We start from the raw sequence: 19,174 nt of genomic DNA, 5'->3' as shown, positions 1-19,174 counted from the left end.
GATTCGCTTTTTTGGTGCCGATTCACAATACATCCATCGCGTGGATGTTAACGACAAGAATAAGGAGGTAGCAAGTGACTATTGCTATTGTTATAGGCACACATGGTTGGGCGGCAGAACAACTGCTTAAAACCGCCGAGATGCTGCTCGGCGAGCAGGAGAATGTCGGATGGATCGATTTTGTTCCCGGCGAGAACGCGGAGACGTTAATCGAAAAGTATCAGGCGCAGCTGGCAAAACTGGATACTAATCAGGGCGTGCTGTTTCTCGTTGATACATGGGGTGGCAGCCCGTTTAACGCCGCCAGCCGCATTGTCGTCGATAAAGAGCATTATGAAGTCATCGCCGGCGTGAATATCCCGATGCTGGTTGAAACCCTGATGGCACGTGATGACAACCCAACCTTCGATGAGCTGGTAGCGCTGGCCGTCGAGACCGGACGTGAAGGCGTGAAGGCGCTGAAAGCGCAGCCGGTGGAAAAACCCGCTCCCGCTGCGGTTCAACAGACGGCAGCACCGAAAGCCGCTACCCCTGCTAAACCGATGGGGCCGAACGACTATATGGTTATCGGTCTGGCGCGTATTGATGACCGCTTAATCCACGGCCAGGTCGCCACCCGCTGGACCAAAGAGACCAACGTCACCCGGATTATTGTCGTCAGTGATGAGGTAGCCGCCGATAACGTGCGTAAAACGCTGCTGACGCAGGTCGCACCACCGGGGGTAACGGCTCACGTTGTCGACGTCGCAAAAATGATCCGCGTCTATAACAACCCGAAATATGCCGGTGAACGCGTAATGCTGCTCTTCACCAACCCTACCGACGTCGAGCGCATCGTCGAGGGCGGCGTAAAACTTACCTCGGTCAATATTGGCGGTATGGCCTATCGTCAGGGCAAAACCCAGGTAAACAACGCTGTTTCCGTCGATGAGAAAGATATTGAGGCGTTTCGCAAACTCAACGATCGCGGCATTGAGCTGGAAGTCCGTAAAGTTTCAAACGATCCGAAACTGAAAATGATGGATTTAATCAGCAAAGTGGCGAAGTAACCGCGACGACCTGATTGACTCAGTTTTCACACTTACGTCTGATTTAGCTATAGGAGAAGTACAATGGAGATTACCACTCTTCAGATTGTGCTGGTGTTCGTCGTCGCATGTATTGCCGGTATGGAGTCGATACTTGACGAGTTCCAGTTCCACCGTCCGTTGGTGGCATGTACGTTAGTCGGTATCGTTCTTGGTGATATGAAAACCGGTATCATTATCGGCGGTACCCTTGAGATGATCGCGCTTGGCTGGATGAACATCGGTGCCGCAGTCGCGCCGGATGCCGCGCTGGCGTCGATTATTTCCACCATTCTGGTCATTGGCGGCCACCAGAGCATCGGTGCTGGTATCGCGCTGGCGATCCCGCTGGCAGCAGCAGGTCAGGTACTGACCATTATTGTGCGTACCATTACCGTTGGTTTCCAGCACGCGGCAGATAAAGCCGCAGATAACGGTAACCTTACCGCGCTGTCCTGGATCCACGTCTCCTCCCTGTTCCTGCAAGCGATGCGTATCGCCATCCCGGCGGTGATTGTGGCTATCTCTGTCGGTACCAGCGAAGTGCAGAACATGCTCAACGCCATTCCGGAAGTGGTGACCAGCGGTCTGAATATCGCCGGTGGCATGATCGTGGTGGTCGGTTATGCGATGGTCATCAATATGATGCGCGCAGGCTATCTGATGCCGTTCTTCTACCTCGGCTTCGTAACCGCGGCATTTACTAACTTCAACCTTGTTTCGCTGGGTGTGATCGGTGCCGTTATGGCCATTCTCTACATTCAGCTTAGCCCGAAATATAACCGCACTGCAGGCGGCGCTGCACCAGCGGCTGGTGCCAACGATCTTGATAACGAACTGGATTAACAGGTGAACGACATGGTTGATATGACGAAAACTCCGACTGAGAAAAAGCTCACCCAGAGTGATATTCGCAGCGTGTTCCTGCGTTCTAACCTCTTCCAGGGCTCGTGGAACTTCGAACGTATGCAGGCACTCGGCTTCTGCTTCTCGATGGTACCGGCGATTAAACGCCTCTATCCGGAAAATAACGAAGCCCGCCGCCAGGCGATTAAGCGTCACCTGGAGTTCTTTAACACCCATCCTTACGTTGCCGCGCCGGTGCTTGGCGTGACGTTGGCAATGGAAGAGCAGCGCGCGAACGGCGCAGAGATTGACGATGGTGCCATTAACGGTATCAAAGTGGGTCTGATGGGGCCGCTGGCAGGCGTTGGCGACCCGATCTTCTGGGGTACCGTGCGTCCAGTCTTTGCGGCACTGGGTGCCGGGATCGCCATGAGCGGCAGCCTGCTCGGCCCGCTGCTCTTCTTCTTCCTCTTTAATATTGTGCGTCTTGCCACCCGTTATTACGGCGTTGCGTACGGCTATCGCAAAGGGATCGATATCGTTAAAGATATGGGCGGCGGCTTCCTGCAGAAACTGACTGAGGGGGCGTCAATTCTCGGCCTGTTTGTGATGGGGGCGCTGGTCAACAAATGGACGCACGTGAATATTCCGCTGGTGGTATCGGAAATTACCGACCAGACCGGGAAAACCACGGTGACCACGGTGCAGACCATCCTCGACCAGCTGATGCCGGGTCTGGTTCCACTGCTGCTGACCTTCGCCTGTATGTGGCTGCTGCGTAAAAAAGTGAACCCACTGTGGATCATTGTCGGCTTCTTCGTAATTGGGATTGTCGGCTACGCTATCGGCCTGCTGGGCCTCTAAGCGACGTTGTCATAACCGGGGGCGTAATTGCTCCCGGTTTTTTTATTTAAGGAGATGAGATGTCGATTACGGATAGCGTGCTGCTGCTGTTTGTCGCTGCCCTGCTGGCTTTTGCGCTCTATGACGAGGTGGTGATGCCCCGTCGCAAAGGCGAAACGTTGCTCACCGTTCCGCTGCTGCGCAGAAGCCGTACCGATGGCGCCATTTTTGTCGGCCTGCTGGTTATTCTGATTTATAACAACAGCGTTAACGGTGGTTCATCATTAACCATGTGGTTATTATTTGCGCTGGCGCTGCTGGGTATTTACCTTTTTTGGATCCGCGCCCCGAAAGCCATCTTTAAAACACAGGGTTTCTTCTTTGCTAATGTCTGGATTGAATATAACCGTATTAAAGAGATGAATTTATCGGAGGATGGCGTACTGGTAATGCAATTAGAGCAGCGGCGCTTACTAATCCGTGTACGAAATATAGACGACCTCGAAAAGATCTACAGAGTAATGGTTAAAACTCAATAAGTTACACAATACTCACCTCATTTTACCCTGCACAAAAAAGAGGCTTTAATATAGCCTCTGCTATATTTCTCATAAGAAATTACCTATGTTTATTAACGTTATTTTCACGTCGCAAGCTAAATGACAATCGTTATCGACAGGCAGCGCCATGAATATTCTTCTGCTGTTGTTTTATATTCTAAAAATATGGTAAGGTGCGTCCGTCGTTGGGGAGTAGCCGATTTCCGCCCTGCGGAAATGTACGTGTCAACATACTCGTTGCAAAACGTGGCACGTACGGACTGAACATTTTCAGTCAGGCGAGACCATTGACACACCAACTGCTGTTTACTGGGGGCAGTGGTGTGTTATATGGAACTCCCGGTCAGGACGCACAGATGAACTTATCCGCCACCCTGCTTCTCGCCTTCGGTATGTCGATGGATGCCTTCGCCGCCTCGATCGGTAAAGGTGCGACGCTCCGCAATCCTAAATTTTCCGACGCCCTGCGTACCGGCCTTATCTTCGGCGCAATTGAAACCTTAACCCCGTTACTGGGCTGGGGTCTCGGCATGCTCGCCTCACAATTTGTGCTTGAGTGGAATCACTGGATAGCGTTCGTACTGCTGGCGTTTCTTGGCAGCAGAATGGTGCTGGAGGGTTTTCGTGGCAATACGGATGATGAAGCAGAGATGCCGCATCGTCATGGATTCTGGTTGCTGGTTACCACCGCGATTGCTACCAGCCTGGATGCGATGGCGGTTGGCGTCGGGCTCGCGTTCCTGCAGGTCAATATCCTCACTACCGCGCTGGCCATCGGCTGCGCCACGCTCATCATGTCAACTTTAGGCATGATGGTAGGCCGTTTTATCGGCCCGCTACTCGGCAAACGCGCCGAGATCCTCGGCGGCGTTGTGCTCATTGGTATCGGCGTGCAGATCCTTTATAGCCACTTTGCTGGCTAGCTTTCCCGGCGTAAGCAATGAATAGTGAAATCTGTCTGGCAGCGGAATGTTTTAGTCGCTGCCAGCTGTTGCCACACTTCCGGCTTTGCCCGCCAGGCAAATGGCGTCATTTGCAGGAGCGCAACCGCCTCTTCGCCGGTCAGCTCCATCTCATAAGCGAGTGACTGTTCGGAAAGCATCGTAAACCCGTCAATTTCACCGCTGTTTGGCGCATGCAGTTGCACCTCATCATAAATAAGCCCCTTCAGCTCCATTAAATGGCGCGGACCGGGTGCTGCGGTGATCACGACACCCTGCGGTTTCATCACGCGGGCCAGCTCCTGCGCTTTACAGGGCGCATAAATGCGCACCAGACCATCAATGCTGTTATCGTCAAAAGGCAAGCGGTGGCTGGAGGCGACGCAGAACATCACCTGCGGATAGCGTTTTGCCGCTGCACGAATCGCCGCTTTCGAGACATCAAGACCTACGGTTTGCGCGCCGCGCGCGCGGCCTACCCCGGCAAATGCCTGAGTGTAGTACCCTTCCCCGCAGCCAATATCGAGCAGCGCCGTCGCTTCTGCCGGCAGAGTCTCTTCAAACAGGCTGCAGATGGTGTCCCGCAGCGGCTGATAGTGTCCGGCGTCGAGAAAAGCACGACGTGCCTGCATCATTTCAGCGTTATCACCGGGATCGCGCGAGCGTTTATGCTGAACGGGCAATAAATTGACGTAACCCTCTTTGGCGATATCGAACTGATGCCGCTGCGGACAGATAAATGCGCGCTCGTGGCGGCTTAACGGTGCGTGGCAAAGGGGGCAACTGAATGGCATAAACACTCCGGGACGACTTTTTCAAAGGGCGAAGTGTACCGTCAAATGTTGCGGCAGGGAAAATAAAAAGCCCCGCACAATGGCGAGGCTTGATAACTGACATTGATACGCGGAACGCGTCTCAAGCTCAGAGGTGTCGAAATCAGATAGCAGTTACGTTAACTGCAGCCGGGCCTTTCTGACCGTCCTGAATTTCAAACTCAACGTTCTGGCCTTCAGCCAGAGTTTTGAAGCCGTTACCCTGGATAGCAGAGAAATGTACGAATACATCTTTGCTGCCGTCAGCCGGAGTAATGAAACCAAAACCTTTAGACTCGTTGAACCACTTAACTTGACCTTTAATCTTTGCCATTTGCAAAATTCCTTAATGTATATACTTCGCCCGCAGGCATTGACTGAGAAAACTGAGACATTACTGCTTGAGGCACTAATATAAGGTTCGGCAGAGAAGCTGTATTCAACGAAACGTTTTACTCAGGACTTCTTTACTGAAAATGCCACACATAAACAGAACTGTACCTCGATTGACCCACAACGTGTTATCACATAATACGTAAACTATGGCAAGCCATTTTTAGATATGTCTCGATCCACCGCACAAATTCTAAGGGTATCGAAACAACCACTGTTCATTTATTCACTTCAATGACCGTTATAGCAGCCGCTGCACCAGCAGGTTTACCCGATAAACCTAGACCATTTCTTTCGATTCATCAAGCAGTTCCATGCAGCTTAAGGGTGGCTGAACCGCTCATGCGTTTCGCTTATATACTAAGAACTTTCTGCGAATAGTTATGCTGTTTATTCGATTAGGAAGATTCTTAAATGATTAATGATCTGGGACGAAACTATTGCTCAGGTTAACTATGAATAATTACTGAGCGAATAAGCACAGGCGTGCACCAAAATAATGAAATTATGATGACACTGCATCATTTGAAGGCAATAAAAACGTTTCGCGTAAATCTGAAGCGCACAATTTTAATACGGCTTACTTTTTATGGCGCTCGGCTTAAATTACCGCAGGGATAAATATTGACCAATTTTCAGGATCCTGAAGTTATCATTTTCCTGTTCCGTTTCGCTTAAAGCGCGCTGTAACTCCTGCACCGGCTCATCCAGTGATTCATCAGCCAGTTCAAATACGCCCCAGTGGATGGGAAAAGCCAGCGGCGAGCCTAATTGCTGCCACAGCGACACCGCACTTTGTGGATCCATATGGTTTATCGACATGAACCAGCGCGGTGCATAAGCACCAACGGGCAGCGCGAGCGCATCAATTTTTCCAAGACGCTGCGGGATCTGCAGAAGCTCGACGCTGTAGCCAGTATCACCTGGAAACCAGAAACGCAGTTCGCGCGACTCAATAACCCAGCCGCACCATAATGAGCGGTTGCGATCCCACGGTGTGCGCATGCTCCAGTGCTGAGCGGGAACAGCGGTTAAATGTAAATCGTCCAGCGAGGCTTGCTGCCACCAGTCCAGCTCATTGACAAAACGCGCGCCAAAGCGGCGAAGCGTGTCACCCAATCCGAGAGGGACAAAAAGCTTTACCTCAGGAAACCGGCGAAGCAGTGCGCGGATTGTCCAGCGGTCCAGATGATCGTAATGATTGTGAGATATAAGAATGGCATCCAGGGCGGGAATATCGTCAAGGGATAATGCAGGCGGTGTGCGCCGCTGAGGCCCGATGAAACGCAGCGGGGAGGCGCGTCGGGAAAAAACAGGATCGGTGAGCAGATATTTCCCCTGCATACGCAGAAGCACAGAGGCATGCCCAAGCCACCACAGGCCATCGTCACCCGGCGAAATCTCGGCTTTTTGCCACCAGGCTTGAATAAAAGCGTCATACCCTGTAGCCGGAGGCCGGGGAAGCCCGGCAGCTTTGCGTTCCTGACGCCAGCGTTTTACATCGCCGGGTTGATGCGCCACGGCCGTCGGATTACAAAAACCGTCGGGCGTATGATGGGAGAGCGCGGGATCATACCAGGGGTTTTTCCAGGCCATCTCTCCCCTCCTTTCAGGTTATCGTTCAGCCACCAGCCGAATAAACTCCTCATCATCACCCTTAGTCTTATTTTTTTCGACCTCGGGGAGAGCGGCTTTTTCCGGCTCATTCGCTTCACAGAGACGGCGCAGCAGCGCATTTTGCCGTTTTTGCTGATCGAGCAGGGCTTCCAGCAGTTCAATCTGCTCGTTCGTACGTGAACTGGCACGATTGATAAAGAACCACAGCACCAGACCAATAACCAGAACCACCACAGAAACCAGCATAGACGCAAAATTTAGCGCGCCAGAATTTAAGATTTCGTTCATTTCACACCCTCAAAGTAGACGCGGCATTTTACCACTGGCACTCAGGAAGGAAATCTTTCACTGCAGAAATGCGCTTACCAGGGGATGAATTTATTGATGACACAGATGCCGCTGAAAAATTGTACATCCTGATCGCACATCACATTGATCATTTGAGTCCATAGCAGCAGGCAGACCACCACCACGGCAATCAGCAACAGCCATCTAAATTTTCTCACTCCACTCTCCGAAACATTTCAAGGTGTAACCACACTAGCATGGCTTCCTTAAACAGCGGGTAACTGTACCCCCTTTAGGGATTTTTAGGAATGCGTGACTTGTTTCAATCAATAAAAGACGTAGCCTTAATGCCAGACTTAATCGATGTGCAAGGAGCAAACATGCGTACACTTATTCGAGGCGTCATCGTTGTCGCGCTGCTGTGGATTGGACTCTTACTGAGCGGTTATGGCGTGCTAATTAACAGTAAAGAGAATGCAGCAGGCCTTGGTTTACAGTGCAAATACGTTACCGCGCGTGGTACCAGCACGGCGCAATATGTTCATTCGAACAACGGATTTTTTGGCCTTGCCAACTGCCCGCTGATGCGTAAAAGCGATAATGTGATTGATAACGGTTGATTTTTGCCATGAAAAAGCCGCCCCACGGGGCGGCTTTTTTGACAATTATCAGAACGGATAATCGTTATAACCCATCTGTTCAGAAATTTTACGCGCTGCCTGATGCAGCATTTCCACGTATTCGTGCAAGCGCTCTTCGGAGAATCGCAGGGTCGGGAAAGAGATACTCAGACCGGCGATAACCACGCCAAAACGGTCAAACACCGGCACACCGATGCAGCGTAACCCCTCTTCCTGCTCTTCGTTATCTTCGCCGTAGCCCTGCTGGCGAACGATATCCAGCATCGGCAGCAGATCTTCGGTGCTGGTAATGGTGCGATCGGTGCTGCGCTTATATTCAACGCCCTCCAGAATCTGTTTCACTTCATCGCGATCGCGCCAGGCCAGCAGCACTTTACCAATCGCGGTGCTATAGAGCGGGTTGCGACGACCGATACGCGAATACATGCGCAGGTTATACATCGAATCGATTTTGTGAATATAAACGATGCTGTCTTCATCGAGAGCACCCAGATGGATGGTCTCTTTCGTCAGGCGAGAGAGTTCACGCATCTGGATATCCGCGCTGCGGATTAAATCAACGTTTTGCAGTGCACGCGCGCCAAGTTCGAATAACTTCAGCGTCAGGGAGTATTTCTCTGACTCCCCTTCCTGTGCCACGTAGCCTAACGATTTCATGGTCTGCAAAAAGCGATAAACGGTGCTTTTTGACATCATGACGCGCTGTGAAAGCTCGGTAATGCCGATTTCACGCTCTTCGCCCAAAGCCTGCAGAATGCCAAAGACCTTCAGTACAGAAGAGACAGAATCTGGCTGCTTGTCCAAATCCGCGATTGCCATTAATTACCTCATCGCCTGTGTTTTATAAAAATCAGAATAGTTTTTTATTATAAATTCGTCGACTATCCGCCGCAATGCGCGAATGCCTGGTTCGTTACAAATCTGCGACATTACGCCTGAAAGACGCTGATGCCGCGTTCGGAGAAATAATTACGCGATAATCTGCTGGGTTAACTGCGTACAACCCATACCATTCCTGTCGGTGAGCGCTGATGACGAACAATAAAAAAGCGCGTCAATGGACGCGCTTTTATTATTTGTCATGTCGTTATTTGAGGTAGGCGCCTGAACGCAACGCTTCAATACGTTTATCCAGCGGCGGGTGCGTCATAAAGAGTTCGCTCAACGACTTTGACTTACCGTTAATGCAGAACGCCATCATGCTGCTTGCTTCCTGCGGCTCATAGCTGGTTTTCAGCCTTTGCAGCGCAGCGATCATCTTCTCGCGTCCTACCAGACGGGCTGAACCCGCATCGGCATGGAATTCACGGTAGCGGGAGAACCACATGGTGATGACGCTCGCCAGAATACCAAATACCAGTTCGAGCACCGTCGCGACGGCAAAGTAGACCAGCGGGTTACCGTTGCTCTCTTCGCCCTCATCGCGGTCTCCGCCCATGAAGCCAGCGGCAATCTGGGCAATAATGCGCGAGATAAAGATAACGAAGGTGTTCACAATGCCCTGAATCAGCGTCATGGTCACCATGTCACCGTTGGCAATATGGCTGATTTCATGGGCGATGACCGCTTCGGCCTCATCGCGGCTCATGTTTTGCAACAAGCCGGTACTGACAGCGACCAGGGAAGCATCACGGCGGGCACCGGTGGCGAAGGCGTTAATATCCGGCGCGTGATAAATCGCCACCTGCGGCATCGCAATGCCTGCCTGGCGAGACTGCTGCGCGACGGTCTCCATCAGCCAGCGCTCCATATCGTTGCGCGGCTGCTCAATGACTTCGCCGCCTACAGATTTCAGCGCCATCCATTTCGACATCAACAGCGAAATGAACGAGCCACCAAAACCAAACAGCAGCGCCATAATCATTAACCCCTGAACGCTGCTCGACTGAATGCCCGTCAGGCTAAGCACAAGGCCGAACACCAACATGACAGCCAGGTTAGTCAACAGGAAGAGCGCGATTCGCATCATAATTTTCTTTTAACCTCGATTTAACAAAACGCACTATGCGGTTATCCACATCGTATGGGCGTGCGGGCTATTTTCAAGCAACAATGCCGCGTAAGTCACGAGAAAAACACAACTTTACACTTTGTAGCAGGATGCTTACGAGGACGGGAGGTTGTTAAAAAAACAGGCACAATTTCTTGTGCCTGTTGGGAGGAGTTACTTAGCAGACGCGGTTGATTCCGCGGGCTGATCTTTTTCAAGATGCGCGAGATCGAGAGCAATATGCACCGTCTCATCAAGATAGGGATCCGGCTCCTGATAATCCTTCGGCAGATCGTCCAGTTTCTTCAGCGGCGGCTTGCCTTCGCGCTTGAAGCGATCGTTGAGGCGCGAGAGACGAATAGCATCATCCTCCGCATTCTCTTTTTCACGCTGCGCCAGGTTCAGCGACACCATATCGCGTTTTGCTTTCAGGGCTTCAAAACGCGCGATGTCCTTATTGATGTACTGGAACTCAGGATCTTTCGCGATACGCTCATCGTGCTTTTTCAGCAACTCAGGACCGAAAGGTTTCAAATCGCCGGCGCGCACAAAGGTGGCAGCATTGATGCTGTCCCACGGCAGTGCGTTATCCTCGAATTTTTCCCCGGTTTCCGTGACCTGCGTGCCGGTCGGCATGATGATATCCGGCGTTACGCCTTTACGCTGCGTACTACCGCCGTTCACACGATAGAATTTCTGGATGGTGTACTGCACCGAACCCAGCGCTGGCCATTCCGGGCGCAGCATCTGATCGTAGATACGGTTAAGGGAGCGGTACTGCTGCACGGTGCCCTTCCCGAAGGTTGGTTCGCCGACAATCAGCGCACGACCGTAATCCTGCATGGCTGCCGCGAAAATCTCCGATGCCGAGGCGCTAAAGCGGTCAACCAGCACCACCAGCGGCCCTTTGTAGTAGACCACGCCATCGGTATCACTATCTTCACGCACTTTGCCGTTGTTATCGCGCACCTGCACCACCGGGCCGGACGGGATAAAGAGGCCGGAGAGCGACACCGCTTCCGTCAGCGCCCCGCCACCGTTAGCGCGCAGATCGATAATGACGCTCTTGACGTTCTGTTTTTCCAGCTTTTGCAGCTGCACTTTCACGTCATCGGTCAGCCCGACATAGAAGCCAGGAATATCCAGCACGCCGACTTTTTCTTTGCCGACGGTTTTAACGGACATTTTCACTGCGCGATCTTCAAGACGGATACGCTCACGCGTCAGCGTAACAATGCGCGTTTTGGTCCCCTTGCCCGCAGGCAGAATCTCAAGGCGCACTTTGCTGCCTTTCGGCCCTTTAATCAGCGCAACAACATCATCAAGACGCCAGCCAATAACATCGACCATATTCTGCCCGGTCTGACCAACGCCAACGATGCGATCGCCAACGCTAATCGCTTTACTCTTCGCCGCCGGACCACCGGCAACCATCGAGTTGATCACCGTATAGTCATCATCACCCTGCAGCACAGCACCGATCCCCTCAAGCGAGAGGCTCATTTCGGTGTTGAACTGCTCGGTATTGCGCGGCGAAAGGTAGTTGGTGTGCGGATCGATTTCACGCGCAAAGGCGGTCATCGCCAGCGAGAAGACATCTTCGCTGTTGGTTTGTGCCAGACGGCGAATGGCGAACTTATAGCGACGAGAGAGCGTCTCGCGGATCTCTTTCTCATCTTTACCGGTGAGCTTGAGGCTCAGTTCGTCATATTTAACCTTGCTGTCCCACAGCGCATTCAGCTCGGCCTCATCTTTTGGCCACGGTGCTTTGCTGCGATCGAGGTTAAAGGAGTCGTTACCGGTGAAGTCCATCGGCCGCTCCAGCACTTTAAGCGCGTACTGATAGCGCTCGAAACGGCGCTGTTGCGCTTTATTGTAGAGGTCGTAAAAGACGTCCAGCTTGCCGCTGCGCAGTTCGTCGCCAATCTCGTTTTTCTTCTGCGAGAACTGCTCAACGTCGCTGGCAAGCAGGACATTGTGGCTGTAATCAAGCAGATTAAGATAGCGGGTGAAAATCTTCGCAGAAAAGGCGTTGTCCAGATCGAACTGGCGATAGTGGGAGCGAGTAAAACGCGAAGTGACGCGCTCGCTCACAGTCGCGTGCTGCGTCTCTTCTTTTAACACCGGGATTTGATCGGCCCGGGTAATATCTTCCACAGCCAGGGCGTGGCCTGTTACGAATAACAGGCCTGCCAACGCTGTGCGCTTAAACAAAGTGTTCATGCCAGGCCAGGCCTCCGTTTCAGAACAAGAGATGTTCTGCGCGTACAATCATCGACATACCCGAGCTAAGCTGTACGCGAACGCCGTCTTTGGTGATTTCAAGCACGGTTGCGCTCATCGCGTTATTGCCCGCTTTCACTTTCAGGTCCTGACCCACGCTCAGCACGGAGATATCAGAAACTGGCGTATGGCGCTCTTCCTGCTGCGGTGCGCGTTCGCGCTGCGGTTTAGCCGCCGGCTTATCGGCGCGAGGCTTGCGTTGTTCTGCGCCCTCTTTACGGCGCGGAGCCGGACGAGGTTTGCGCTCACGACGCGGTGCGTCTTCCTGACCAGCAGCAGCGGCAGCTTCACGTTTTTTGGCTTGTTGCTCAGCGCGTTGCGCCTGAACACGCGCTTTCGCTTCTTCAAGCTGCTTGCGGGCATGCTCAACGTGTTGCTCATCCAGCACGCCACAGGCGTTGCCGTCCAGATCGACACGCGTCGCGCCAGCTTTGATACCGTACAGGTAACGCCAGCTCGAAGTATAAAGACGTAAAGCGGAACGAAGCTGGGTTTTACTGAGATTCATCTCACCCTCAACACGCGCCACTAAATCCTGAAAGATACCGATTTTCAGGGGGCGTGCCTCGCCTTCAGCACTGAAACAGTGAGGGAAACGTTCGGCCAAAAAAGCGATCACTTCTTTACTGCTATTCAACTTAGGTTGATTTTCCATGAAATTTCCTGATTACAACGGACGTTGCCAACAAGCGCAGGCATGAACAGGCGTCATTATAATGACGCTAACAGTAAATGCTACGTTATCCGTTGATTATCCTGCGACAGTCGCAAAGAATTTTTGATAATCGGTTGCCGCAAGGCACTGTTCCAGATGAGAAACCAGCTCGCGCAGGCCCTTTTCATCCTCGTCGCTAAAGCGCGAAAATTCGACGCTATCGATGTCCAGCACGCCAATGATCTGACCACTTACTGTGATCGGCAGCACAATTTCAGAGTTGCTGGCCGCATCGCAGGCGATATGTCCGTCAAATTGATGAACGTCTTCAACCCGCTGCACACGGTTTTGCGCGACCGCGCTACCACAGACACCGCGCCCGACAGGAATGCGGACGCAGGCGATTTTGCCCTGGAACGGCCCTAACACCAGCGTGTCGCCTTCCAGTAAATAAAAACCGGCCCAGTTGACCCCATCCAGACGTTCAAACAGCAGCGCGCTGGTATTAGACAACGTCGCTAAAAAACTGGTTTCACCTGCCATTAATGCCTGAAAATCGCGGTTTAAGTCCGCGTAAAACTCTGCTTTGTTCATTATCCAACCACTTTGGTGTCTTACTGAGTAAACGGCTAAGCCTAATAAAATAAGCATTAAATGCGTTGATGCTCAAGATGTTCTCATCATGAGTTAATATAGATGCATCTAATCCTTTTCTGATCCGGCCGATGGCACTAAAGATACAACACATTTCGCTTAACAAAAAAATTGCGATCCATCATGTCGGCGAAGCTTTGCCACGGGCACATTATCAGCGCTGCCCGCAATGCGATACGCTTTTTGCGTTACCGGTTATGAAATCGCACCAAAGTGCATTTTGTCCCTGCTGCGATGCCAAGATCCGCGATGGACGCGACTGGTCATTAACCCGTCTCGCCGCCATGGCGGTAACAATGCTGATGCTGATGCCTTTTGCCTGGGGCGAACCGCTGCTCCACTTTTACCTGCTGGGTGTGCGTATTGACGCCAACCTGTTGCAGGGGATATGGCAAATGACCGCCCAGGGCGATGCACTTACCGGTGCGATGGTGCTCTTCTGTACCGTTGGCGCGCCGCTGGTGCTGGTCAGTGCAATCGCCTATTTATGGTTCGGCAACCGCCTCGGGATGAATCTGCGCCCGGTGTTGCTGATGCTTGAGCGTCTGAAAGAGTGGGTGATGCTCGATATCTATCTGGTCGGGATTGGCGTCGCCTCGATAAAAGTGCAGGATTACGCTTACCTGCAGCCGGGTGTCGGGCTTGTCGCTTTTGTGGCGTTAACCATTCTCAGCGTGATGACGCTTATCCATCTGAACGTTGAGCAGTTGTGGGAGCGTTTTTATCCGCAGCGTCCGGCTAAGCGCCCCGATCCGCAGCTGCGCGCCTGCCTCGGCTGCCACTTTACCGGCTTACCTGATGCACGCGGCAGATGCCCGCGTTGCCATATTCCGCTGCGTTATCGCCGTCGACACAGCCTGCAGAAGTGCTGGGCGGCGCTGATTGCCTCGATGATTTTTCTGCTGCCCGCTAACCTGCTGCCGATCTCGGTGGTCTACCTCAACGGTTCGCGGCAGGCAGATACCATTATGTCGGGCATTATTTCGCTGGGTAACAGCAATATCGCCGTGGCGGGTATCGTCTTTATCGCCAGTATTCTGGTGCCGTTTACCAAGGTAATCGTACTGTTTACCTTGCTGGTCAGTATCCATTTCAAATTTGAACAGGGGCTACGCACTCGCATCCTTCTTCTGCGCTTTGTGACCTGGATTGGGCGCTGGTCGATGCTCGATCTGTTTGTCATCTCGCTGACAATGTCACTGATCAATCGCGACCAATTGCTCGCCTTTACTATGGGACCCGCTGCGTTTTATTTCGGCGCGGCGGTTATTTTGACTATTCTTGCTGTGGAATGGCTGGACAGCCGCTTACTTTGGGATGCACATGAGTCAGGAAAACCACGCTTCGCCGACTGAAGCGCGCATTAAAACAAAACGACGCATTTCACCGTTCTGGTTGCTGCCGGTGATCGCTTTGCTGATTGCCGGGTGGCTGGTCTGGAGTAGCTATGAAGATCGCGCCAACACCATCACCATCGACTTTATGTCCGCTGACGGCATCGTCGCCGGGCGCACGCCCATCCGCTATCAGGGGGTGGAAGTCGGTACGGTGCAGGATATTAGCCTGAGCGACGATCTGAAGAAGATTCAGGTCCGCGCCAGCATCAAAGCCGATATGAAAGATGCGCTACGCAACGAGACGCAGTTCTGGCTGGTGACGCCGAAAGCATCGCTGGCGGGCGTTTCGGGGCTGGATGCGCTGGTCGGCGGTAACTACATCGGTATGATGCCAGGCAAAGGTGAACCGCAGGATCACTTCACCGCCCTCGACACGCAGCCGAAATACCGCCTCAATAACGGCGACTTGATGATTCATCTGCACGCGCCGGATCTCGGTTCGCTCAACAGCGGCTCGCTGGTCTATTTCCGCAAGATCCCGGTTGGTCGCGTATATGACTACGCCATCAACAAAAATAAACAGGGCGTCACGGTGGATGTGCTGATTGAGCGCCGCTTTACCAATCTGGTGAAAAAAGGCAGCCGCTTCTGGAACATCTCCGGTATGAAAGCAGACGTCGGTCTTAGCGGCGCGAAAGTGGAGCTGGAGAGCCTGGCGGCACTGGTTAATGGCGCTATCGCCTTCGACTCGCCGGATAACTCGGCACCCGCAGCAGCCGATGATGAATTTGGGCTATACAAAGATCTGGCTCACAGCCAGCGCGGCGTGCTCATCAAGCTCGATCTGCCGAGCGGCCAGGGGCTGAAAGCCGGCTCAACGCCGCTGATGTATCAGGGGCTGGAAGTGGGTGAACTGACGGACATCACCCTTAATCCTGGCGGCAAAGTAACCGGTGAGCTGACCGTCGATCCCGGCGTGGTCAATCTGCTGCGTGATAATACGCGCATTGAGATGCGCAACCCGAAAGTCTCCCTGAGCAATACCAATCTCAGCTCCCTGCTGACCGGCAGCACGCTGGAGCTGATTCCCGGCGAAGGTCAGCCGCGCGATCAATTCGTTGTGCTGCCCGCGGAAAAAAACCTGCTGCAGGAGCCGGGCGTCATCACCCTGACGCTCACCGCACCGGAGAGTTATGGCATCGATGCCGGGCAGCCGCTGGTGTTGCACGGTGTGCAGGTCGGCCAGGTGCTGGAGCGTAAGCTGACCAACAAAGGCGTCTCGTTTGCCGTGGCCATCGATCCGCAATATCGCGATCTGGTGCATGGTGACAGCAAGTTTGTGGTCAACAGCCGTGTGGATGTGAAACTGGGGCTGGATGGCGTTGAGTTCCTTGCTGCCAGCGCCAGTGAGTGGATCAGCGGCGGCATCCGCATTCTTCCGGGTGATAAAGGGGAGATGAAACCCACCTACCCGCTCTTCGCCAACCTTGATAAAGCGCTGGAGAACAGCCTTAGCGATTTGCCTACCACCACCCTGACGCTGACGGCGGATACGCTGCCGGATGTGCAGGCGGGATCGGTGGTGCTCTATCGTAAATTTGAGGTGGGTGAAGTGATCACCGTGCGTCCGCGCGCCAATGCCTTTGATATCGATCTGCATATCAAACCGGAGTATCGCAACCTGCTCACCGCCGACAGCGTCTTCTGGGCGGAGGGCGGCGCGAAGGTGCAGCTTAACGGCAGCGGATTAACCGTGCAGGCTTCACCGCTTTCACGCGCAATTAAGGGCGCCATTAGCTTCGACAACCGCAGCGGTGCGGGTGCCCGCTTGCGCAAAGGCGATAAGCGTATTCTTTACGCCTCGGAAACCGAGGCTCGCGCCGTCGGCGGCCAGATCACCCTGCATGCTTTCGACGCCGGCAAGCTGGCAGAAGGGATGCCGATTCGCTACCTCGGCATTGATATCGGCCAGGTGCAGGAGCTTCGCCTGCTGACGGATAAAAACGAAGTGCAGGCCAGCGCCGTGCTCTACCCGGAATATGTGCGCAACTTCGCCCGCGCCGGATCGCGCTTCTCGGTGATCACGCCGCAGATCTCCGCCGGTGGTGTTGAGCATCTTGACACTATCCTGCAGCCCTATATCAACGTTGAGCCGGGGCATGGCGATGCGCGCCGCGATTTCGAACTCGCCGAAGCGACAATTACTGATTCCCGTTACCTTGATGGGCTGAACATTGTGGTCGAAGCGCCGGAAGTGGGTTCAATGAATATCGGCACACCGGTGCTGTTCCGCGGTATTGAAGTGGGGACAGTGACCGGCCTTGCACTGGGTACCCTCTCCGACCGTGTGATGATCGCCATGCGCGTCAGTAAGCGTTACCAGCATCTGGTACGCAACAACTCGGTTTTCTGGTTAGCCTCCGGTTATACGCTGGACTTTGGCCTGACCGGCGGGGTGGTGAAAACCGGTACCTTTAACCAGTTTATTCGCGGCGGGATCGCCTTCGCGACGCCACCGGAAACGCCGCTGGCACCGAAAGCGCAGCCGGGCAAACACTTCCTGCTGCTGGAGAGCGAACCAAAAGAGTGGCGGCAGTGGGGAACCGCGCTACCACGTTAAGCTGAGTGCTCCGGCGTGCCCGCGCTGGAGCCTTTATGCTACACTGCGCGCCTCTTTTTTCCTTCTGGGGCGCCCCGTGGCTCAAAACGCTGTTTACCTTCCTGAAGAATTTCTCGCCCAGATGCGCCTGGCAATGCCTGAGCATCTCGATTTTGATGAGTTTATTGCCGCCTGCCAGCGCCCGCTGCGCCGCAGTATTCGCGTCAATACGCTGAAAATTTCCGTCGATGGCTTCCTCTCGCTGGTCGCACCCTATGGCTGGCAGTTAAAGCCTGTGCCGTGGTGCGCGGAGGGTTTCTGGATCGAGCGCGACGAGGAGGAGAGCCTGCCTTTAGGCAGTACGGCGGAGCATCTGAGCGGCCTGTTCTACATCCAGGAAGCAAGCTCAATGCTGCCGGTTGCCGCGCTGTTTGCCGGGGAAACGATGCCGCTGCGCGTGATGGATGTCGCGGCCGCACCGGGGTCGAAAACCACGCAGATTGCCGCACGCATGGGGAATCAGGGCGCCATCCTTGCAAATGAGTTCTCTGCCAGCCGGGTAAAAGTGCTGCATGCGAATATCAGCCGTTGTGGCATCCAGAATGTGGCGTTAACCCATTTCGATGGCCGCGTGTTTGGCGCTGCGTTACCCGAGATGTTTGACGCCATTCTGCTGGATGCTCCCTGCTCCGGCGAAGGGGTGGTACGTAAAGATGCCGATGCGCTGAAAAACTGGTCCCACGCCAGCAATCTGGAGATTGCCGCTACCCAGCGCGAGCTTATCGACAGCGCCTTTCATGCCCTGCGCCCTGGCGGCGTGCTGGTCTACTCTACCTGCACGCTGAACCGCGACGAAAACGAAGCCGTCTGCCACTGGTTAGCGCAGCAATATCCTGATGCCGTTGAGTTCGAACCACTCGGCAAGCTGTTCGAGGGCGCAGAGCAGGCGCTGACGGCCGAGGGTTTTCTGCACGTTTTTCCGCAAATTTTTGACTGCGAAGGGTTCTTCGTCGCCCGCCTGCGTAAAACCGCAGCGGTAGAGCGCTTGCCGGCCCCGACCTACAAAGTGGGTCAATTTCCGTTTGCGCCACTTAAGCCGCGCGAAAGCGCTGCCGTCACCGCCGCAGCGGCTGAGGTCGGCTTACGCTGGGGCGATTCTCTGCGTCTGTGGCAGCGTGATAAAGAGATCTGGTTATTCCCCACAGCCATCGAAGCGCTGATCGGAAAAGTCCGTTTTTCCCGCCTCGGCATGCGTCTCGCGGAGACCCATAACAAGGGCTATCGCTGGCAGCATGAAGCGGTGATCGCGCTGGCAGGTGATAACAATCCCCTGGCTTTTGAGCTGACTGAAGAGGAAGCCGAAGCGTGGTATCGCGGCCGTGATATCTACCCGCAGGCCTTGCCAGCCGGGGATGAAGCGATTGTGACCTTCCAGGGTCAGGCGCTGGGGCTTGCGAAAAAAGTGGGTTCACGCCTGAAAAACAGCTACCCGCGCGAGCTGGTGCGCGACGGTCAGCTTTTCGCCCACAAGGTGTGACGCAGCGCATAAAAAACGCATTTTTTGACTGGCGACTTTCCGGCTGTTGTACCAGGCTGAGATGTGGGCGGCTTTACTGGTCGTACCACATTTTAACGATCGACGGAGAGC

At 53.8% G+C, this 19,174-nt stretch carries 19 protein-coding genes, 1 pseudogene and 1 riboswitch; of the genes and pseudogenes, 9 read left to right on the top strand and 11 right to left on the bottom strand.

Translation table 11 applies throughout. The features are described from left to right. Positions 1 to 74: 74 nt before the first annotated feature. The 5 genes from manX (at position 75) to mntP (ending at position 4,239) form a co-directional block, all read left to right on the top strand. Positions 75 to 1,049: a PTS mannose transporter subunit IIAB gene (manX, locus tag ABIC80_RS04015; protein WP_054803642.1), complete on the top strand. Its 975-nt coding sequence runs from the start codon at positions 75 to 77 to the stop codon at positions 1,047 to 1,049. 63 nt (positions 1,050 to 1,112) lie between these two features. Then, positions 1,113 to 1,913 (top strand): PTS mannose/fructose/sorbose transporter subunit IIC, encoded by an 801-nt coding sequence (locus ABIC80_RS04010; protein ID WP_054803641.1) that lies wholly within the window; start codon positions 1,113 to 1,115, stop codon positions 1,911 to 1,913. Positions 1,914 to 1,925: 12 nt separating this feature from the next. Beyond that, on the top strand, positions 1,926 to 2,777 hold the full coding sequence (locus ABIC80_RS04005; protein WP_023480044.1) for a PTS mannose transporter subunit IID: 852 nt from the start codon (positions 1,926 to 1,928) through the stop codon (positions 2,775 to 2,777). Between the two features lie 59 nt (positions 2,778 to 2,836). Further along, complete coding sequence (locus ABIC80_RS04000; RefSeq protein ID WP_200133739.1) at positions 2,837 to 3,295, top strand: DUF986 family protein; 459 nt, start codon at positions 2,837 to 2,839, stop codon at positions 3,293 to 3,295. A gap of 196 nt (positions 3,296 to 3,491) precedes the next feature. After that, positions 3,492 to 3,666: riboswitch (yybP-ykoY riboswitch) on the top strand. A gap of 6 nt (positions 3,667 to 3,672) precedes the next feature. Next, positions 3,673 to 4,239, top strand: a complete 567-nt coding sequence (gene mntP, locus ABIC80_RS03995) for a manganese efflux pump MntP (RefSeq protein WP_157737629.1) — start codon at positions 3,673 to 3,675, stop codon at positions 4,237 to 4,239. Here the strand turns inward: mntP and rlmA are convergent. From rlmA to mgrB, 6 genes and pseudogenes are all read right to left on the bottom strand, one after another. Further along, complete coding sequence (rlmA, locus tag ABIC80_RS03990) at positions 4,236 to 5,051, bottom strand: 23S rRNA (guanine(745)-N(1))-methyltransferase (protein ID WP_346438533.1); 816 nt, start codon at positions 5,049 to 5,051, stop codon at positions 4,236 to 4,238. The genes mntP and rlmA overlap by 4 nt on opposite strands. 142 nt (positions 5,052 to 5,193) lie before the next feature. Then, positions 5,194 to 5,403, bottom strand: a complete 210-nt coding sequence (gene cspE, locus ABIC80_RS03985) for a transcription antiterminator/RNA stability regulator CspE (RefSeq protein ID WP_001062678.1) — start codon at positions 5,401 to 5,403, stop codon at positions 5,194 to 5,196. 12 nt (positions 5,404 to 5,415) lie between these two features. Continuing rightward, positions 5,416 to 5,556 (bottom strand): annotated as a pseudogene (locus ABIC80_RS03980) (DUF2627 domain-containing protein). Between the two features lie 512 nt (positions 5,557 to 6,068). Continuing rightward, on the bottom strand, positions 6,069 to 7,058 hold the full coding sequence (locus tag ABIC80_RS03975) for an MBL fold metallo-hydrolase (protein WP_429175576.1): 990 nt from the start codon (positions 7,056 to 7,058) through the stop codon (positions 6,069 to 6,071). Positions 7,059 to 7,076: 18 nt separating this feature from the next. Continuing rightward, entirely contained in the window at positions 7,077 to 7,367 is a 291-nt protein-coding gene (locus ABIC80_RS03970) for a YebO family protein (RefSeq protein WP_312605806.1), read from the bottom strand. A gap of 74 nt (positions 7,368 to 7,441) precedes the next feature. Continuing rightward, complete coding sequence (gene mgrB, locus ABIC80_RS03965) at positions 7,442 to 7,585, bottom strand: PhoP/PhoQ regulator MgrB (RefSeq protein ID WP_023480134.1); 144 nt, start codon at positions 7,583 to 7,585, stop codon at positions 7,442 to 7,444. A gap of 162 nt (positions 7,586 to 7,747) precedes the next feature. Between mgrB and ABIC80_RS03960 the strand changes: the two genes are divergently transcribed. After that, positions 7,748 to 7,987 (top strand): YobH family protein, encoded by a 240-nt coding sequence (locus ABIC80_RS03960; RefSeq protein WP_346438530.1) that lies wholly within the window; start codon positions 7,748 to 7,750, stop codon positions 7,985 to 7,987. Positions 7,988 to 8,035: 48 nt separating this feature from the next. On the opposite strand, the gene kdgR is transcribed toward ABIC80_RS03960, so the two are convergent. The 5 genes from kdgR to ABIC80_RS03935 all read right to left on the bottom strand — a co-directional run bounded on the left by kdgR (position 8,036) and on the right by ABIC80_RS03935 (position 13,530). Next, positions 8,036 to 8,827, bottom strand: coding sequence for a DNA-binding transcriptional regulator KdgR (gene kdgR / locus ABIC80_RS03955; RefSeq protein ID WP_042715774.1), 792 nt, complete (start codon positions 8,825 to 8,827; stop codon positions 8,036 to 8,038). Between the two features lie 268 nt (positions 8,828 to 9,095). After that, complete coding sequence (gene htpX, locus ABIC80_RS03950; RefSeq protein ID WP_094419640.1) at positions 9,096 to 9,977, bottom strand: protease HtpX; 882 nt, start codon at positions 9,975 to 9,977, stop codon at positions 9,096 to 9,098. A 195-nt stretch (positions 9,978 to 10,172) separates the two neighbouring features. Next, entirely contained in the window at positions 10,173 to 12,221 is a 2,049-nt protein-coding gene (prc, locus tag ABIC80_RS03945) for a carboxy terminal-processing peptidase (protein ID WP_094419639.1), read from the bottom strand. A 19-nt stretch (positions 12,222 to 12,240) separates the two neighbouring features. Then, positions 12,241 to 12,936 carry an RNA chaperone ProQ gene (gene proQ / locus ABIC80_RS03940; RefSeq protein WP_023480122.1) on the bottom strand — a complete coding sequence of 232 codons (696 nt, stop codon included), beginning with the start codon at positions 12,934 to 12,936 and terminating at the stop codon, positions 12,241 to 12,243. 96 nt (positions 12,937 to 13,032) lie between these two features. After that, positions 13,033 to 13,530 carry a GAF domain-containing protein gene (locus ABIC80_RS03935; RefSeq protein WP_200580097.1) on the bottom strand — a complete coding sequence of 166 codons (498 nt, stop codon included), beginning with the start codon at positions 13,528 to 13,530 and terminating at the stop codon, positions 13,033 to 13,035. A 131-nt stretch (positions 13,531 to 13,661) separates the two neighbouring features. Between ABIC80_RS03935 and yebS the strand changes: the two genes are divergently transcribed. The 3 genes from yebS to rsmF all read left to right on the top strand — a co-directional run bounded on the left by yebS (position 13,662) and on the right by rsmF (position 19,063). Then, positions 13,662 to 14,945: a membrane integrity lipid transport subunit YebS gene (gene yebS, locus ABIC80_RS03930; RefSeq protein WP_076770021.1), complete on the top strand. Its 1,284-nt coding sequence runs from the start codon at positions 13,662 to 13,664 to the stop codon at positions 14,943 to 14,945. Next, the gene (locus ABIC80_RS03925) at positions 14,914 to 17,547 is read left to right on the top strand and encodes an MlaD family protein (protein WP_429175573.1); all 2,634 of its coding nucleotides are present in this window, start codon (positions 14,914 to 14,916) and stop codon (positions 17,545 to 17,547) included. The genes yebS and ABIC80_RS03925 overlap by 32 nt, the downstream gene beginning before the upstream one ends. Positions 17,548 to 17,623: 76 nt before the next feature. Then, positions 17,624 to 19,063, top strand: coding sequence for a 16S rRNA (cytosine(1407)-C(5))-methyltransferase RsmF (gene rsmF, locus ABIC80_RS03920; protein WP_429175570.1), 1,440 nt, complete (start codon positions 17,624 to 17,626; stop codon positions 19,061 to 19,063). Positions 19,064 to 19,174 lie beyond the last annotated feature (111 nt).

This window comes from Kosakonia sp. 1610 (genome assembly GCF_050435845.1).
GTDB lineage: Bacteria > Pseudomonadota > Gammaproteobacteria > Enterobacterales > Enterobacteriaceae > Kosakonia > Kosakonia cowanii.
The sequence above is the reverse complement of the archived record's forward strand: the minus strand, read 5'-3'. Positions and strand labels throughout refer to the sequence as shown.